Genomic DNA, 16,853 nt, shown 5'->3' with positions numbered 1-16,853 from the left:
ACGCCGAGGCTGAAACGAAGCGCTTCTTGGGCGCTCGACATGACGCACGGCGCAGGCGAAGGCGCGAGCGACGACGGCGGTGACACCGTAATGCATGCTCCGTCACATCGGGGTCACGCCGACAGGATCCGGGCGCGGGCTGGCGGCGAGCGCATGGGCGTCAGCGGCGAATGCGCGCATCGGGGCCGGCGGCGAGCGCGTGGGTGTCGACGGCGAGCGCGGACCGGGGCCGGCGGCAGGGTGCAGCCCCGTCAGAAAAAGCGCCGGGGCCAGGACGGGGCAGACGGCCGCGAGCGCCGCGCGCGCAGCGGCGCGGTTCAGCGGCAGCGGGGGCCGAGTCGGCGGGCGCGGTGCGCTGGCCCCGCGCGCCGGGCAAGCCTAAGCTTGCGGCCACGACGATGTGGCAATCCCTTCCTGAGTTCGGGACCGGCGTCCTCTACGCCATTCTGGTCACCGCGGCCTATACCTTCGCGGTGGCGCTCGCGTCGGCGCGCGGGCGGCCGCGGCTGCTCCAAGCGGCGCGGCTCGGCGCGTACGGCACCATCGCGCTGGTCGGGCTCGGCGTGCTGGTGCTGGCGTACGCCTTCGTCAGCCACGATTTCCGCATCGCCTACGTCGCCCAGTACAGCGACCGGTCGATGACCACGCCGTACCTCATCGCGGCGCTCTGGGGCGGGCAGGACGGCTCGCTGCTCTGGTGGATGTTCCTGACCGCGTTGTTCTCCGGCGGCTGCGTCTACTGGCTGCGGCGCCGGTACCTGGAGCTCCAGCCGTACGTCATCGCGACGCTGATGAGCGTCCTCCTCTTCTTCGCGGCGCTGATGATCTTCGCGGTGAACCCGTTCCGCACGAGCATCGCGGGCGCCCCGATCGACGGCAACGGGCTGAATTACCAGCTGCGCAACTTCTACATGATCATCCACCCGCCGAGCCTCTACATCGGCTTCACGAGCGCGGCGGTCCCGTTCGCCTTCGCGATCGCCGCGCTCGCCACGGGCCGGCTCGACAGCGAGTGGATCGTGGCGACGCGGAAGTGGATGCTCTTCTCCTGGCTGTTCCTCTCGATCGGCAACGTGCTCGGGATGCTCTGGGCGTACGAGGAGCTCGGCTGGGGCGGCCCGTGGGCGTGGGATCCGGTCGAGAACGCCGCGTTCCTCCCGTGGCTCACGGCGAGCGCCTACGTGCACTCGACGATGATCCAGGAGCGCCGCGGCATGCTGAAGGTGTGGAACGTGTCGCTCATCTGCGGGACGTTCTTCCTGACCATCTTCGGCACCTGGCTCACGCGGTCGGGCCTCATCGCGAGCGTGCACTCCTTCGCCCAGTCCGGCATCGGCATCTGGTTCGTCGGCTTCATGGCCGTGATCCTGGCGACGTGCACCGCGCTCATCGTCTACCGCCTGCCGCGGCTGCGCAGCGACGGTCAGTTCGAGTCGCTCCTGTCGCGCGAGGCCGCGTTCCTCTTCAACAACTGGGGCCTCTTCAGCATCATGATCTTCATCGCGGTCGCGACCGTGTGGCCGCGCATCAGCGAGTGGCTGCTCGACCAGAAGTCGACGCTCGGGCCCACGTTCTACAACATGTGGCTCCCGCCGGTCGCGCTCGTGGTCTTCCTCCTGATGGGCGTCGCGCCGCTGCTCGGGTGGCGGAAGACGTCGCCGGAGCTGTTCCGGAAGAGCTTCCGCTGGCCGGTGCTGGCCACGGTCGTCACCGCGGCGCTCCACCTCGCGCTCGGGAAGAAGGTCGGCTTCGCCCCGTTCGTCGCCGTCGACCCGATCTATCCCGGCCAGCTCGGCGACGCGCTCGCGAAGCTCGCGTCGACCTACCCGTTCTTCACGGTCGCGATCGCCGCGTTCAACGTCGCCGTCGTCATCCAGGAGTTCGCCCGCGGCATCGCGGCGCGGCAGAAGCGCGGGGGCGAGTCGCTCTTCGCCTCGTTCTACAACCTGGTCGCCAGGTCGCGGCGCCGCTACGGCGGCTACATCGTGCACGTCGGCATCGCCGTGATGTTCATCGGGTTCGCCGGCCGCGCGTGGGGCGTCGACAAGGAGATCAGCCTCCGCCCGGGCGAGGCCGTGCAGATCGAGGAGTACCGCCTCGTCTACGCCGGCCCGCGCATGGAGGTCGACAGCGAGAAGCGGATGGTCTTCGCCGACCTCGACGTCGAGCGCCACGGCGCGCCGGTCGGCCGGATCAGCCCGGCGAAGTTCATCTACAAGGCCACCCCGGAGGCGCCGTCGACCGAGGTCGCCCGGCACATCACGCTCAAGAACGACCTCTACGTGATCATCGGGATGGCGAACCCCCAGACGAAGGTCGCCTCCTTCCAGATGCACGTGAACAACCTGATCTCGTTCATGTGGTTCGGCGCGGGGATCCTCGTCCTCGGCGCGCTCATCGCGATGTGGCCCGACATCGCCCTCGAGGAGGCCGGCGCGTTCGGCTATGTCCGGGCGGCGGGCTCGGTCGCGGCGTCGGTCGTGTTCGCCTTCCTGCTCGCCGGCGGCCCGTCGCAGGCCTACGGACACCCCATCCAGGAGCGGCTCGGGCCGCCGATCCTGAGCGCGCCGGGGGGCGCGGACGGCGAGGCCGGCGCCCCTGCGTCCGGCGCGTCCGTTGATCCCGGGCGGGCGCCCGCGATCGGTGCAATGCTCCCGACCCCTGCCGTGCCGAGGCAGCCAGCCTTCGAATGAGCCGCACACGACACCTCATCCACGGGATCACCCTCCTCGCCGCGGGCCTCATCGCCCTCGTCGTCCTGCTGCGTTCGCCGGAGTTCGCCCACGGCCAGCAGCTCGGGGAGGGGATGCAGCGCTCGGGCACCGTCGGCATCCAGAACGAGACCGAGCGCAAGCTCTTCTGGAGCCTGATCTGCACGTGCGGCTGCCCGCGCGAGACCCTCGGGACGTGCACCTGCGGCACCGCGCACGAGCGCCGCGACCAGCTCCGCGCGGCGCTCGCGTCGGGGCTGTCGATCGAGGCCATCCAGTCCGCCTACGCCGAGCGCTTCGGGGCGGAGGCGCTGGCCGTGCCGCCGAACAAGGGCAGCCAGCGGCTGCTCTACCTCTTCCCGCTCGCCGCCATCATGGCCGGCGCCGGCATCGTCATCGTCACGCTGCGCCGATGGAAGCGGCGCAGCGACGAGGCGCGCGCCGCCGGCGAGCGCTCCGCGAAGGGCGTTGTCCCCGGCGGGCGCGACGATTACGACGACAAGCTCGACGAGGAGCTCAAGCACCTCGACCGCGAAGACCGCGAATGAGCGCCGAAACGCCCGCCAAAAGCGCCGCCTCGGCCACGGCCCACGAGGCCGTGAACCGGGGCTCTGGCTCGCCGCTCGAGCGGCAGATCGTTCACTACGCCCGCTTCGGGGTGCCGCTCGCGGCGCTCGTGGGCGCCGGCGTCGCGGGGCTCGTCGCGGGTCCGCCCGCGGCGATCCTCGTGCTCGCGGGCGGCGCGCTCGTCGCGGTGATCGCCATCTTCTGGGCGAGCCTCCGCGTGCTGCTCGGGGAGACCCCGCTGAGCGGCGCCGACGCGTACGCGATCGGCGCGCCGCGCGCCGAGGAGGAGCAGAAGCAGGCCGTCCTGCGCGCGCTCAAGGACCTGGAGTTCGAGCGGAGCGTCGGCAAGATCAGCGACGAGGACTACGCCGATCTCGTCGCGAAGTACCGCGCCGAGGCGAAGCGGCTGCTCCGCCTGCTGGACGCCGACGCGCAGCCGCGGCGCGAGCAGGTCGCCGCGCTCGTGGCGAGGCACCTCCGGCGCGCCGGGCTCCAGGACGACGGCGGCGTGGAGGCGGCGGAGCAGGGCGAGGACGCCGCCGCGGGCGAGGCGGAGGGCGCCGCCTCGGAGGCGGGGCCGGCGAAGGGGAGGCGCGCCAGGGCCAAGCAGCCGGAGCAGGAGCGCGCCCCGGAGCCGGCGGAGGGCGAGCGCGCCGAGGCCGAGGCGACGGCGGAGCGCGACGCGGCGCAGGCGCTCGCGTGCGCGGCCTGCGGCACGCGGAACGACGAGGACGCGGTGTTTTGCAAGAAGTGTGGGACGAAGTGCGCGCCCGGCGCGCCTCTGGCCGAGCAGGCTGCGGCGGAGGAGGCCGCGGCCGGCGTCGACGAGGACGACAGCAGGAGGGCGTCGTGATGCGCTGGACCAGGTACACCGCGCTGGCCGCGATCGCCTCGCTGAGCATGACCGCGGCGCCGGCGGCGCAGGCGCAGCCCGCGGCCCCGGCGCAACCCGCGGCGGCCCCCGCGGCCCCGGCGCAGCTCGCGACCCCCAAGGCGGCTCCCGCGCAGCCCGCGGCGCCGAAGCAGGACGCGAAGACGGCGGCGCCGAGCGCGACGAAGCCGCCGGCCGGGGCCGCCGCTGCCGGCAGCGCGAGCCCCGCCGCGGCCTCGACGGCAGCGGCGGACGCGGGCGCGCCCGGCGCCCCTGGCGCGCTCCCGCCGGGTCATCCCGAGGTCGAGCAGCAGCTGCCTTCCGGCCACCCTCCCGTGGGCAAGTCGCCCGCGGGAGGAGCGGCATCCCGGCGCGCTGCCGAGGAGCTGACCGGCCTGTTCGAGGCGCCCGACGACACCGCCCAGGAAGATGCCGGCCTTCCGCCCGGCGTCATCGCGCTCACCGTGCAGGACGCGGACGGGCAGCCCATCCCTCGCATCGCCGTCGACATCGACATCATGCAGAGTTCGGTGACGAAGGGCGAATCGCGCGAGCGCGTGACGCGAGAGACGGACGACGCGGGCACCGTCCGGCTCGAGAACCTCACCATCGGCGGCGGCACGAGCTACGGCATCTCGGTCACGCGCAACGGCGGGACGTTCTCGCTCCCGCATTTCGGGCTCAGCGCCGAGGCCGGAAAGCGCGCCGTGCTCCACGTCTACGAGGCCACGCCGGACGTGAACAGCCTGCTGGTCGGGTCGCAGGGCATCGTCTACCTCCAGCTCCGGCAGGACTCGATCCAGGTCGAGCAGCTGTTCCAGGTCTTCAACCTGGGACGCGTCGCGTGGCTCCCCGACGAGACGTTCGCCCTCCCGCCGGACTACAAGGCGTTCAACAAGAGCGAGGGCATGGACGAGGTGCGCTTCGAGGAGGTGAAGGGCACCGGCGTGGCGCTGCGCGGCACGGTGAGCCCTGGCCGACACGAAGGGCAGTTCCGCTGGCAGGTCCCGCTCAACGGGGAAGAGCGCCAGACGATCCGCATCGAGCTGCCGCCGCGCATGGCCCAGCTGCGGGTGATGGCCGAGGCGTCGAAGTCCATGACGCTCAACGTCGCCGGCTTTCCTGCGGCGCAGCGCACCCAGAACCGGGACGGCAAGAAGATCCTGATCACCGAGAAGGCGGGCAACCGCGCGGAGGGCGGGATGAGGACCATCGAGATCACGCTGGGCGGGCTGCCGACGCCCGGCGTGGGCCGCTGGATCGCGCTCGTCCTCGCCGGCGCGGCCGTGATCGGCGGGGCCGCGCTGAACTTCGTCCGCCGGCGCGAGGGCGACCGCGGGCCCGACGACGAGGAGCGGCGAGAGCTGCTCGAGGCGCGCGACGCGCTGCTCGACGAGTTCGTCGAGCTCGAGCGCGCGCGGAAGCGGGGCGACGTCGGCCCGAAGACGTACGACCGGGTCCGGACGGCGCTCCTCGACGCGCTCGCGCGCATCGTGAACATGATCGAGTCCACGCCGGCGCGCGGGAAGACCGCCGGCGCGCGCGAGCCGTCCGGCGCGCGGCGGAAGGCGGACGCTGCCGCATCGCCGCCGCCCTGAGGTGGGGGCAGCGCCGAGCGCCGGACGGAGGCTCGGCTGGAAGGCCGGCCTCTGCGCGGGCGCGGCCCTCCTGATCGTCGGCATCACGGCGCTCGCTCGCCACCGCGCCGGCCCGCCGGCGCGCTGCGCGCCGGGGATGGTCGCGCTCGGCCCGCGATGTTGCGGCGAAGGCCAGCGCCTCGACGCCGGCCTCTGCGCGGGCGCGCCGCGCCGATGCGGCCCGGGCCTCTCGGCGACCCCCGCCGGCTGCGTCGCGCCGGCCGCGACCGTGCGCGTCGCCGCCGGGACGCTGCGGCTCGGGCCGAGCGACTGGGAGGCGCAGGGCATCGTCGAGGCGCGCGAGGTGTTCGTCCCGGCGTTCTCGCTCGACGCGTTCGAGGTCACCGAGCAGCGTTACGCGGCCTGCGTCGCGGCCGGCGCGTGCGCGACGGTGCCGCTGCGCGGCGAGCCCGGGGTCCCGGTGACGGGCGTCACCCTGGAAGAGTCCGCCCGGTACTGCGCCTTCGCGGGCGGATCGCTCCCCTCGCGCAACCAGCTGGCGTTCGCTGCGGCGGGCCCGTCGAGCCGGCGGTACCCGTGGGGGGACACCGGCGCGGTCTGCCGTCGCGTCGCCTTCGGCCTGCGCGCCGGCCCGTGCGGATGGGGCGCGACGGGCCCTGAGCTCGCAGGCTCGCGCCCTGACGGCGCCGCCGTGCACGCGGACGGGCGCGTGTTCGACCTGGCCGGCAATGTCGCCGAGTGGGCGGCGCCCGATCGACCCGACGACGGGATATCGGGAACTCACGGCGGGTCGTGGTCCGACGAGGCGGCCTCGGCGCTTCGCACCTGGAATCGGCGGCTCGTCCCGGTATCCACCCGTTCGCCCGATCTCGGATTCCGGTGCGCCTATCCGCCGTGAGCGCGCGCCGCGCCGCTCACGGCCGCGCGCCGGAAGGGAGGGGGAGAGGGAGAGGGAGGGGGAGAGGGTGGCGGAGAGGGAGCCGGAGGGAAGCAAGCGGAAGGGAACAATCGCGCCAAAACGACCGCAAAACAGTCCGGAAACGCGCTCCGTCGGCGCCGGATTGGGTTACAGTCCCCCTTCCCAATGACTGTCGCGCTTCTCTCGATCGGGACCGAGCTCACCCGGGGCGAGATCCTCAACACCAACGCGGCCTGGCTCGCTGCCGAGCTCACCGCGGCGGGCTTCACGGTCAGCGAATCCATCACCGTCGACGACGACGTCAATCACATCGTCGCCGCCGTCCAGAAGCTCGCGAGCGCGCACCGGCTGGTGATCGCCACCGGCGGCCTGGGCCCGACGACCGACGACCTCACCCCGCTCGCCGCCGCGCGCGCGACGGGCACCGACCTCGTGCGCGACGAGAGCACGCTGCTCGCCATCCGCCGCCGCGTCGAGAGCCGTGGCAAGACGATGAACGCGGGCCACGAGAAGCAGGCCGAGGTCCCTGCCGGGTCGGAGATCCTGCCGAACTCCTCCGGCACCGCGCCCGGCTTCGCGATCCAGCTCGGCGAGTCCACGGTCTTCTTCCTCCCGGGCGTGCCGCGGGAGATGAAGGGCATGTTCACCGAGCAGGTCTTGCCGCGCGTGCGGCCGGCGGCTCCGAACAACACCTTCCAGGTCCGCCTCCGCACCTACGGCCTGCCCGAGTCCACGGCGGGCGAGCTCCTGAAGGGCGTTGAGGAGGCCTATCCCGGCATCACGCTCGGCTATCGCGTCCACTACCCGGAGGTGGACGTGAAGGTCCACGCCCGCGCCGCCACGCAGTCGATGGCGCACGAGCTGGCCTTGAAGGCGACGGCCGACGTCCGCGAGCGGCTCGGCACGGCCGTGTACGGGGAGGGGGCCGACGCCTTCCCGGAGATGGTCGGGCGCTCCGTGCGCGCCCGGGGCTGGCGGCTCGCCGTGTCGGAGTCGTGCACCGGCGGGCTGATCTCCCACCTGCTCACCAGCTACCCGGCGAGCGACTACCTGGTCGGCGCCGCGGTCACCTACGCGAACAGCGCCAAGACGCGGCTGCTCGGCGTCGCGGAGGACACCCTGCGCGGCCACGGCGCGGTGTCGGCCGAGGTCGCCGCCGAGATGGCCCAGGGCGTCCGCCGCCTCTGCGAGGTCGACGTCGCCATCTCGGTCACGGGCATCGCCGGCCCGACGGGCGGCACGGCGACGAAGCCGGTCGGCCTGTGCTACTGGGCCGTGTCGCACCCTGGCGGCCTCGTCGTGCGCGACCGCGTGTTCTCGGGGGATCGCGAGGAGGTCCAGCTCGGCGCCGCCTACGCCGTCCTGGACCTCCTCCGCCGCATCGCCGGCAACCTCCCCGAGCGCTGACGCGGGCGCGCGGGCTGGCGATCGTCAGTTCGGCGCGGCGCGCGTGAACGTGAGCGCGCCGCCCGCGCGGTCGATCTGCACCGTGTCGCCCTGCTTGAACTCCCCGCCGAGGATCCGCTTCGCGAGCTCGTCCTCGATGCTCCGCTGGATGGCGCGCTTCAGCGGCCTCGCGCCGTACTGCGGATCCCACCCCTGCTCGATGAGGTAGCCCTTCGCGTCGGGCGTGATCGTGAACAGGAGCCCGCGTCGATCCAGGCGCTTTCGCAGCAGATCGAGCTGGATGTCCACGATCTTCTCCATCTGCTCGCGCGCCAGCCGCCGGAACACGATGAGGTCGTCCAGGCGATTCAGGAACTCCGGGCGGAAGTGCTTCCGCACCTCCTCGATGACGGCCCTCCTCACGAGCTCGGCCTTCTCGTCCGCCGGCAGGTTCGCCCGCTCCTCGATCGCCGCGGCCGCGGGCGTCCCGAGGTTGGATGTCAGGATGATGATCGTGTTCTTGAAATCGACCGTGTGCCCCTGTCCATCCGTCAGGCGCCCGTCGTCGAGCACCTGGAGGAGCGTGTTCCAGATGTCCGGGTGCGCCTTCTCGATCTCATCGAACAGCACCACGCTGTACGGCCGCCGGCGCACCGGCTCCGTGAGCTGGCCGCCCTCCTCGTAGCCGACGTACCCGGGCGGCGCGCCGATCAGGCGAGCCACCGCGTGCCGCTCCCCGTACTCGCTCATGTCGAGCCGCACCATGGCCCGCTCGTCGTCGAAGAGGATCTCGGCGAGCGCGCGCGCGAGCTCGGTCTTGCCGACGCCGGTCGGCCCGAGGAACAGGAACGACCCGATCGGCCGCCGCTCGTCGCCGAGGCCGGCCCTCGAGCGCCGGATGGCGTTCGACACCGCGCGGAGCGCGTCCTCTTGCCCGACGACGCGCCGCCGCAGCTCCTCCTCGAGGCGCAGGAGCTTCTGCATCTCGCTCTCGAGCATCTTGGACACCGGGATACCGGTCCACTTCGAGACGACCGCGGCGATGTCCTCGTCGGTGACCTCCTCCTTCAGGTAGCTTTGCTTCGACTGCACCTGGGCGAGGGTCGCGCGGATCGCCTCGAGCTTCTTCTCGATCTCCGGGATCTTGCCGTAATGGATCTCCGCGGCGCGCCCGAGATCGCCGGCGCGCTTCAGGCGCTCCTCCTCGAGCTTGAGCTCCTCGATCTGCGGCTTGAGCTGGCGCAGCTCGGAGATGAGCTCCTTCTCCCGCATCCACTGCGCCCGCATCGCATCGCGCTGCCCCTGGAGCTCGGCGATCTCGCGCCGCACCTCGTCGAGGCGCGCCTTGCTCGCCTTGTCGCTCTCGCGCTTGAGCGCCTGCTCTTCCATCTGCAGCTTGAGCAGATCGCGCTCCACCTGGTCGATCGGCGTGGGCAGGCTGTCGATCTCCATGCGGATCTTCGACGCCGCCTCGTCGATGAGGTCGATCGCCTTGTCGGGCAGGAACCGCTCGGTGATGTACCGGTTCGACAGGACCGCGGCGCCCACGAGCGCGGCGTCCTGGATGCGGATCCCGTGGTGGACCTCGTACTTCTCCTTCAGGCCTCGCAGGATCGCGATCGTGTCCTCGACGCTCGGCTGCGAGACGAGCACCTGCTGGAAGCGCCGCTCCAGCGCCGCGTCCTTCTCGATCCGCTTCCGGTACTCGTCGAGGGTGGTCGCGCCGATGCACCGCAGCTCGCCGCGCGCGAGCGCGGGCTTCAGCATGTTGGCCGCGTCCATCGCGCCCTCGGCCGCGCCGGCGCCGACCAGCGTGTGGAGCTCGTCGATGAACAGGATGATGCGCCCGTTCGAGCCCTCGATCTCCTTGAGCACCGCCTTGAGCCGATCCTCGAACTCGCCGCGGAACTTCGAGCCTGCGACCATGGCGGCGAGGTCGAGCGCGGCGATGGTCTTGTCCTTGAGCGACTCGGGCACGTCGCCCGCCACGATGCGGTGCGCGATGCCCTCGACGATGGCCGTCTTGCCGACGCCGGGCTCACCGATGAGCACCGGGTTGTTCTTTGTGCGGCGCGAGAGCACCTGGATCACGCGCCGGATCTCCTCGTCTCGGCCGATCACCGGATCGATCTTGCCCTGTCGCGCGAGCTTCGTGAGATCGCGGGTGTACTTCTCGAGCGCCTGGAACTTCCCCTCGGGGTCCCGGTCCGTCACGCGCTGATTGCCGCGCACGGCCGCGAGCGACGCGAGGAGCTTGTCGTACGACAGCCCTGCTCGTTCGAAGATCGACTGGATCTCCTTGTCGGTCTTGGTCCCCGCGAGCAGGACGTGCTCTGTCGAGATGTACTCGTCCTTGAGCGCCTTCGCCTCGTCTTCGGCCTTCTGCAGGACCGAGAGCGCGCGCCTCGACAGGTTCGGCTCGGCGCCGCCGCTCACGCGAGGGTAGGTGTCGATCTTCGCGTCGAGCAGGCGCAAGAGCGCCGCGGGATCGGCGCCTGCCTTCTGCACCAGCGGAGCGCCGACGCCGCCGTCCTGGCCGACGATCGCCCGCACGATGTGCTCGGGATAGAGTTCGGGATTTCCCCGGCGGCTGCCGAAATCGACAGCCTCTCGTATGGCCTCCTGGGCCTTCGTCGTCATTCGCTCGATTCTCATGGCACCTCGAAGCTAAGGCGCTCGCCTGGGCTAGCAAGGGGCCGGCCAAGCAAGCGATTTGCCAGAGATACCGAGCGAACACGGCCGTCGGTGATGCGCCGTCAGCGCCGCGTCAACCCCCACCGCGCGCGGTGGGGGACGCGGGCTCCATCGTCCGCCGCGCGCCCCGGACGCAGGCTCAGATGTCGAGGTTCTTCACGTTGAGGGCGTTCTGCTCGATGAAGTTGCGCCGCGGCTCGACCTGATCCCCCATGAGGATCGTGAAGAGCTCGTCCGTCTTCACCGCGTCGTCGATGCGGACCTGGAGGAGGGTCCGCGCGTCCGGGTTCATCGTCGTTTCCCAGAGCTCGTCGGCGTTCATCTCGCCGAGACCCTTGTAACGGCTGATCGCGATACCCTTCTTGCCCCGCTCTTCGATGTAGTCGACGAGCGCCTCGCCGTTCTCGATGGTCTCCTCGCCGCTCGAGCTGCGGGCCCGGTACGGCGGCGCGCCGATGGATCGCAGGTCCTGCTCGATCGACCAGGCCTCCTGGTACTCCGGCGAGCCCACCAGATCCCAGTCGATGACGCTCCTCCGCGCGCTCGCGCCCGGGCGCGGCACGACCTCGATCCGGCTCGTCCCGTGCTCGGTGTCCCGGGGCGTCGCCAGCGTGAGCGGGAAGAGGTCCGGGTAGCGCTGCTTCAGGTAGGCCCGGAGCTCGTCGGCGGCCGCGGCGACCTTCTTGGTCTCCCGCAGGTCGTCGCGCCCGAGCCCGCTCGACCGGAGCACCGCCGCCACGATGCGCGCGTCACAGCGCTTGTCGATGTTGGACAGCACGGCGCGGAACCGCTTCAGCCGCTGCGCGAGGCGGTAGAGCGGCTGCCCCGCGATGCCCGTCTGCGCGCCGCTCGCGACGATCTCGAGCCCGTCCACGGCGTTGCCCACGAGGAACTCGTCGAGCGCGGCCTGGTCCTTCAGGTACAGGTCCCGCTTGCCCTTGCGCACGCGGTAGAGCGGCGGCTGCGCGATGAACAGATACCCCTTCTCCATGATCTCGGGCATCTGCCGGAAGAAGAAGGTCAAGAGCAGCGTGCGGATGTGGGAGCCGTCGACGTCGGCGTCCGTCATCAGGATGATCTTGTGGTAGCGGAGCTTGTCGATCTCGAAGCCACCGGCGTCGTTGATCCCGCAGCCGAGGGCGGTGATCAGCGTGCCGACCTCGGCGGAGCTCAGCATCCGGTCGAGCCGCGCCCGCTCCACGTTCAGGATCTTGCCCTTCAGCGGGAGGATCGCCTGGAAGTGCCGGTCGCGCCCCATCTTGGCGCTGCCGCCGGCGCTCTCGCCCTCGACGATGTAGATCTCGCTCTTCTCCGGGTCCTTGGACTGGCAGTCGGCGAGCTTGCCGGAGAGCGACGTCACGTCGAGCGAGCCCTTGCGGATCACCTCGCGGGCCTTGCGGGCCGCCTCGCGCGCCTTCGCCGCGACGACCGCCTTCTCGATGATCTTCTTCGCGCTCTGCGGGTTCTCCTCGAAGTACTGCGCGAGCTTGTCGCTGACGACCGCCTCGACGATGCCCTTGACCTCGCTGGAGACGAGCTTGGATTTTGTCTGCGAGTCGAACGACGGGTCCGGGTGCTTGATGCTGAGCACGCACGTCAGGCCCTCGCGCGCGTCCTCGCCCTGCAGGCCCTGCTTCAGCTCCTTGAAGAGGTTGTGCGCGCTCCCGTAGGTGTTGATCGTCTTCGTGAGCGCGGCGCGGAGCCCGGTGAGGTGCGTGCCGCCGTCCTTGTTGTGGACGTTGTTCGTGTAACAGAAGATCGCCTCCGTGTAGGAGCCGTTCCACTGCAGCGCGACCTCCACGCCGACCGGCGGCGGCGCCGAGCTGCCGCGGCCGTTCCCGGCCTCGCCCCCCGCGCCGATCTCGTGGTGCGACACGAAGCTGATCACGTCGTCGTGAATCGGCTCCTTGGTCTTGTTGAGGAGCGACACGAACTCCGAGATGCCCCCCTTGTACTCGTAGATTTCGGCCCTCCCGCCGGGCCGCTGGTCGTCGAGGTGGATGATGAGCCCGGCGTTCAGGAACGCGAGCTCGCGCAGGCGGCTCGCGAGGATGTCGAAGCTGAACTCGACCGCGCTGAAGATGATCGGATCGGGCTTGAAGGTGAGCCTCGTCCCCGTCTTGTCCGTCACGCCGATCGCCTTGAGCGGCGCCCTCGGCACGCCCCGGGCGTACTCCTGGAACCAGAGCTTTCCTTCGCGCTTGATCTCGAGCTTCAGCCACTCGGAGACGGCGTTCACGGCGCTCACGCCGACGCCGTGCAGGCCCGCAGAGACCTTGTAGCTGGAGTTGTCGAACTTTCCGCCGGCGTGGAGGACGGTCATGACGACCTCGGCGGCGCTCACGCCCTTCGCGTGCATCCCGACCGGGATCCCGCGGCCGTTGTCCTCGATCGACACCGAGCCGTCGAAGTGGACGGTGACCCTGATCTCCGTGCAGGCGCCGGCGAGGTGCTCGTCGACGGCGTTGTCCACGGCCTCCCAGACCAGGTGGTGCAGCCCCGATCCGTCGTGCACATCGCCGATGTACATGCCGGGGCGCTTTCGCACCGCTTCGAGGCCTTCGAGCGCCGTGATGCTGTGGGCGTCGTACGACGCCTTGGTGGGGTCGGTCGGCTGGCTCAGGGTGGGTTCCGTCATCTCGGTCCTGGTGGGCGCGCCCGCCGCCTCTCACCGGGGGGCGCAGAGCGGCGGAGACCGCTCGGATTGCCGGAGTTCTTGCAGTGGAGGGGCCGGCTCGATGGCAGCTCGTCTGGTGGGATCCGGGCGCCGCAGCCGCGGCGCCGGATCGATTCCGAGGGCACGAGCGATCATGCGCGGACCGCTCGTCGATGCCCCGTAAAGACTGCGGAAATGTAGCCGAAATCAGCCGCTCGGGCAAGCGTTTCGCCGAGTCCGGAAGCCTCGTAACACCGTATTTTCAGCGCCTGGCGCGGGCGCGTCCGGAGCATCCCAACTCGTGGCCTGCGGGGGGCGATCAACGCGTCTCGGGGCGGTCCCGGCGGGCCTCGCCCCGCGCCGGCCGCCCCGCGTCCGCCCCCGCGGCGCACGTCAGCTGAGCGCGCCGCCTTCGACGTGAAAATCGCGCCGCTCCGACGCGGGTACGCCCGGCGTGACGATGAGATCGCGCCGCGTGGTCGTCAGGAACACCTGTCCGCGCGCCATTCCGAGGAACGTGAACAGCGCGGCCGTCCGATCGGGGTCGAGCTCGCTCGACACGTCGTCGAGCAGGAGAATGGGTTCTACACCTCGGACGGACGCAATGGCGGCGGTCTCGGCCGCCTTGAGCGAGAGGGTGAGGGCCCTGTGCTGCCCCTGGGAGGCGACCACGCGGGCGGGGTGGCCGTCGAGCTCGAGCACCAGGTCGTCCCGGTGGGGGCCGAAGCCTGCGCTCGGCCGGTGGGCGTCGCGCCGGCGGTGCTCGCGCAGCGCCTCGCGCGCCTGCGCGGCGTCGCTGGCGCCGCCCGGCGCGTAGCGCGCGGCGAGGGTCAGGTCGGGCGCGGCGATGCGGGCGAAGGCGCGCGCGAGCTCCGGCCCGAGCGCCTCGACGGCGGCCGCGCGGGCGCGGGTCAGCGCCGCGCCGTGGAGGGCGCAGAGCTCCTCGAACGCGTCGAGCTCGGCGCCCGCCTGCGCCGACGCGCCCCCGCCGCGGTGGAGCAGCTCGTGCCGCGCGCGGAGCGCCTGCGCGTAGCGGGCGCGGTGGTCGGCGCTCTGCGGATCCATGAAGAGCGCCAGCCGATCCAGCAGCGTGCGCCGCGCGCTCGCGGGCCCGGTCGAGAGCGCGAGCTCCTCGGTGTGGAAGGCGACCACCGGCGAGCGCGTCGCGAAGCTCGACAGGCTCGGGGGCCGGTTGCCGTCGATCCGCACCACGCACCGCTTCTGCTCCACGGCGGCGGTCTGCTCGCGCGCGAGGGGCGGCAGCGCGCCCCGGCGCTCGACGAAGCGCGCGCGCGCGCTCGTGACGGCCGCGCCGTGGCGCACGAGCTCCGCCACGCGGTGGGTGCGGAAGCTCCTCGACGTGGCCGCGAAGTAGATCGCCTCGAGGAGGCTCGTCTTGCCTTGGCCGTTGTTGCCGGCGATCACGTTGAGGCGCGGCGCGGGCTCGACGTCGACGCGCCCGAGGTTCCGGAACTCGCGCACGTGGAGCCGCTCGAGCAGGAGGCTCGGGAGGTGTTCCTGTCGCTCGTCGTGGGGCGCGCTCAAATCCGCATCGGCATGATGACGGCGACGTAGCTCTGCTGGTTCGACTCGCTGCCGGGCCGGATCACGGCGGGGTCGAGCTCCCCGGAGATGCCGAGGACGACCTCCTCGTCGTCGATGGAGCCGAGCACGTCGAGGAAGTACTTGGCGTTGAAGCCGATCGTGACCTCGGGCCCGTTGTAGTCGGCGGCCACCTCGTCGAAGCCGGCGCCGGTGTCCGGGCTCTCGCTGGTGATCCGGAGGGTCCCCGGCGCGATCGACAGCTTGACGCCGCCGGTGCGGTCGTTGGCGGCGAGCGCGATGGCGCGGAGGGCCTCGGCGAACTGGACGCGGGGCGCGCGGACCGAGCGCTCGGTGACGGACGGGATGACCTGCTGGTAGGGGGGGAACTGCGCGTCGACGAGCTTCACCGAGAACTGCATCCCGGCGATGTTGAAGAAGGCGTTGGGCCCGCTCTGGGTGATGGCGACCATCGGGGTCTCCTTCTCGGCGCGCGCCTCCTCGGCGAGGCGGCGGAGCTCGGTGATCGCCTTGAGGGGTATGAGCATGGTGGCGGTGGCGGAGCTGCCGGAGACGGTCGCCTCCATCTTGGACAGGCGGTGGCCGTCGGTGGTGACCATCCGGACGCGATCGCCGGCCCACTCGAACAGGGCGCTGTTGACATGGGCGCGCGTCTCATCGGTCGAGATCGAGAAGTGCGTCCTGGCGATGAGGAGCGCGAGCTGCTCGACGGGGAGCTCCAGCGAGGGCGCGTCGTGCGACGGCGCGGGCAGCTGCGGGAACTCCGAGCCGGGGAGGCCGGGGAGGGTGTAGCGCCGGGGCGATCCCACGGCCTTGAGCGACGTGTGCGCGCCCTCGGTGGTGGTGATCTGGATCGGGCCATCGGGCATGGCCTTCACGCGCTCGAGCAGGTCCCTGGCGGGGACCGCGACGGTGCCGCCGGTCTTGATGTCCGCGTGGGTCTGGCCGGTGACCCCGAGGTACAGGTCGGTCGCGGCGACGCGGACGGCGTTGCCCTCGGCGGCGAGCAGGACGTTGGCGAGCGCCGGCATGGCGCTCTTCTTGTCCGCCACGCCTTGGCAGCGCGCGACGAGGCGAAGCAGATCTTTCTTGGGGATCACAAGGTCCATAGCCGACTCCGGAGCCGCTCCCTTTAGCAGGGTTATTGCCCGGGCGTGGGCGGGAAATGAGCGCTCGCGTGACCTTGCGGGACGCCTCTTCTTTCCATGAAATAGATAGATAAAGACATCGTCTTCGTCGTAGGCGCTGTGGAGGGCGGGGATAACTCAGATTGCTCAATGAATCCGAGCAGTTGGAAGCGAGCGCCCTGGGGTAAATGGACCGTGCTCAGGGGTAGGAGGACGGGGGAGAGCTGGCGGGCGGCGTGTCTCCCCCGTTTTGCCCCCAGGGTTGTCGAGGGGGTTATCCCCAAGATCCACCAGGGGGTGCGCGGGAATGTAGAACCGAGCGCGGCCGGGCACGCTCTGACCTGATGGGCTGTGCAGTTCCGAGCGGCGCCTGGATGGAGTATTTCAAAATGTACGGACTTGAGTTCGGTGCGGTGCATCCACTGCGGTAGCCACCACGAGGTTGCGGCGATCGTGTGCCCGTCGACCGGTCTCGTCATCGCTTCGAGCGAGCCTCCCTCGTCGTCACGTGGGGGCCGGCGCGCCGGGGCGGTTCCGCTGCAGCCGGTCCCCCCCCGGCCCGCTGCGCCGCAGCTGCCGCCGCGAGGAGCGCCGCCGTCATCGAGGGCAGCGCCGCCGTCGCCGCCGTCGCCGAGATCAGCGCCGCCACCGCCGAGATCAGCGCCGCCATCGCCGCGAGGCTCGCCTGGCGTGGGACCGAGCTCGGCGACGCGCAGCGCGCCGCCGCCGCGTCCGGAGCCGCGATCCGCATCGCGCGCGCC

At 71.4% G+C, this 16,853-nt stretch carries 11 protein-coding genes; 6 read left to right on the top strand and 5 right to left on the bottom strand.

Annotation, left to right across the window (positions count from 1 at the left end):
* The first annotated feature begins 398 nt into the window (after positions 1-398).
* From WMF20_RS46320 to WMF20_RS46295, 6 genes are all read left to right on the top strand, one after another.
* Positions 399-2,693, top strand: a complete 2,295-nt coding sequence (locus tag WMF20_RS46320; RefSeq protein ID WP_437608138.1) for a heme lyase CcmF/NrfE family subunit — start codon at positions 399-401, stop codon at positions 2,691-2,693.
* Complete coding sequence (locus WMF20_RS46315; RefSeq protein ID WP_129580197.1) at positions 2,690-3,259, top strand: cytochrome c-type biogenesis protein CcmH; 570 nt, start codon at positions 2,690-2,692, stop codon at positions 3,257-3,259. The genes WMF20_RS46320 and WMF20_RS46315 overlap by 4 nt, the downstream gene beginning before the upstream one ends.
* Positions 3,256-4,131 carry a hypothetical protein gene (locus WMF20_RS46310; protein WP_437608137.1) on the top strand — a complete coding sequence of 292 codons (876 nt, stop codon included), beginning with the start codon at positions 3,256-3,258 and terminating at the stop codon, positions 4,129-4,131. Before WMF20_RS46315 ends, WMF20_RS46310 begins: the two co-directional genes overlap by 4 nt.
* Positions 4,128-5,747, top strand: coding sequence for a carboxypeptidase-like regulatory domain-containing protein (locus WMF20_RS46305; RefSeq protein WP_437608136.1), 1,620 nt, complete (start codon positions 4,128-4,130; stop codon positions 5,745-5,747). The genes WMF20_RS46310 and WMF20_RS46305 overlap by 4 nt, the downstream gene beginning before the upstream one ends.
* 1 nt (position 5,748) lies before the next feature.
* Complete coding sequence (locus tag WMF20_RS46300) at positions 5,749-6,645, top strand: formylglycine-generating enzyme family protein (RefSeq protein WP_437608135.1); 897 nt, start codon at positions 5,749-5,751, stop codon at positions 6,643-6,645.
* Positions 6,646-6,831: 186 nt separating this feature from the next.
* Positions 6,832-8,073, top strand: coding sequence for a CinA family nicotinamide mononucleotide deamidase-related protein (locus tag WMF20_RS46295; RefSeq protein WP_129580193.1), 1,242 nt, complete (start codon positions 6,832-6,834; stop codon positions 8,071-8,073).
* A 24-nt stretch (positions 8,074-8,097) separates the two neighbouring features.
* On the opposite strand, the gene clpB is transcribed toward WMF20_RS46295, so the two are convergent.
* The 5 genes from clpB to WMF20_RS46270 all read right to left on the bottom strand — a co-directional run bounded on the left by clpB (position 8,098) and on the right by WMF20_RS46270 (position 16,843).
* Positions 8,098-10,707, bottom strand: a complete 2,610-nt coding sequence (gene clpB / locus WMF20_RS46290) for an ATP-dependent chaperone ClpB (protein ID WP_437608134.1) — start codon at positions 10,705-10,707, stop codon at positions 8,098-8,100.
* Between the two features lie 178 nt (positions 10,708-10,885).
* Positions 10,886-13,384 carry a DNA topoisomerase (ATP-hydrolyzing) subunit B gene (gene gyrB, locus WMF20_RS46285; protein WP_437608133.1) on the bottom strand — a complete coding sequence of 833 codons (2,499 nt, stop codon included), beginning with the start codon at positions 13,382-13,384 and terminating at the stop codon, positions 10,886-10,888.
* Positions 13,385-13,795: 411 nt separating this feature from the next.
* On the bottom strand, positions 13,796-14,947 hold the full coding sequence (gene recF / locus WMF20_RS46280; protein WP_437608132.1) for a DNA replication/repair protein RecF: 1,152 nt from the start codon (positions 14,945-14,947) through the stop codon (positions 13,796-13,798).
* Positions 14,944-16,074: a DNA polymerase III subunit beta gene (dnaN, locus tag WMF20_RS46275; RefSeq protein ID WP_129580189.1), complete on the bottom strand. Its 1,131-nt coding sequence runs from the start codon at positions 16,072-16,074 to the stop codon at positions 14,944-14,946. The genes recF and dnaN overlap by 4 nt, the downstream gene beginning before the upstream one ends.
* A gap of 493 nt (positions 16,075-16,567) precedes the next feature.
* Complete coding sequence (locus tag WMF20_RS46270) at positions 16,568-16,843, bottom strand: hypothetical protein (protein WP_437608131.1); 276 nt, start codon at positions 16,841-16,843, stop codon at positions 16,568-16,570.
* Between the last annotated feature and the right edge of the window lie 10 nt (positions 16,844-16,853).

Origin of the sequence: Sorangium sp. So ce834 (assembly GCF_051521425.1) — a bacterium.
Lineage (GTDB): Bacteria > Myxococcota_A > Polyangia > Polyangiales > Polyangiaceae > Sorangium > Sorangium cellulosum_D.
This window is presented reverse-complemented; position numbering and strand designations above follow the sequence as displayed.

What these genes read in the sequence shown, in the direction of transcription:
- WMF20_RS46320 (WP_437608138.1), top strand. Translation starts at nt 399, where the DNA reads ATGTGGCAATCCCTTCCTGAGTTCGGGACCGGCGTCCTCTACGCCATT.
- WMF20_RS46315 (WP_129580197.1), top strand. Translation starts at nt 2,690, where the DNA reads ATGAGCCGCACACGACACCTCATCCACGGGATCACCCTCCTCGCCGCG.
- WMF20_RS46310 (WP_437608137.1), top strand. Translation starts at nt 3,256, where the DNA reads ATGAGCGCCGAAACGCCCGCCAAAAGCGCCGCCTCGGCCACGGCCCAC.
- WMF20_RS46295 (WP_129580193.1), top strand. Translation starts at nt 6,832, where the DNA reads ATGACTGTCGCGCTTCTCTCGATCGGGACCGAGCTCACCCGGGGCGAG.
- clpB (WP_437608134.1), bottom strand. Translation starts at nt 10,707, where the DNA reads ATGAGAATCGAGCGAATGACGACGAAGGCCCAGGAGGCCATACGAGAG.
- gyrB (WP_437608133.1), bottom strand. Translation starts at nt 13,384, where the DNA reads ATGACGGAACCCACCCTGAGCCAGCCGACCGACCCCACCAAGGCGTCG.
- dnaN (WP_129580189.1), bottom strand. Translation starts at nt 16,074, where the DNA reads ATGGACCTTGTGATCCCCAAGAAAGATCTGCTTCGCCTCGTCGCGCGC.
- WMF20_RS46270 (WP_437608131.1), bottom strand. Translation starts at nt 16,843, where the DNA reads ATGCGGATCGCGGCTCCGGACGCGGCGGCGGCGCGCTGCGCGTCGCCG.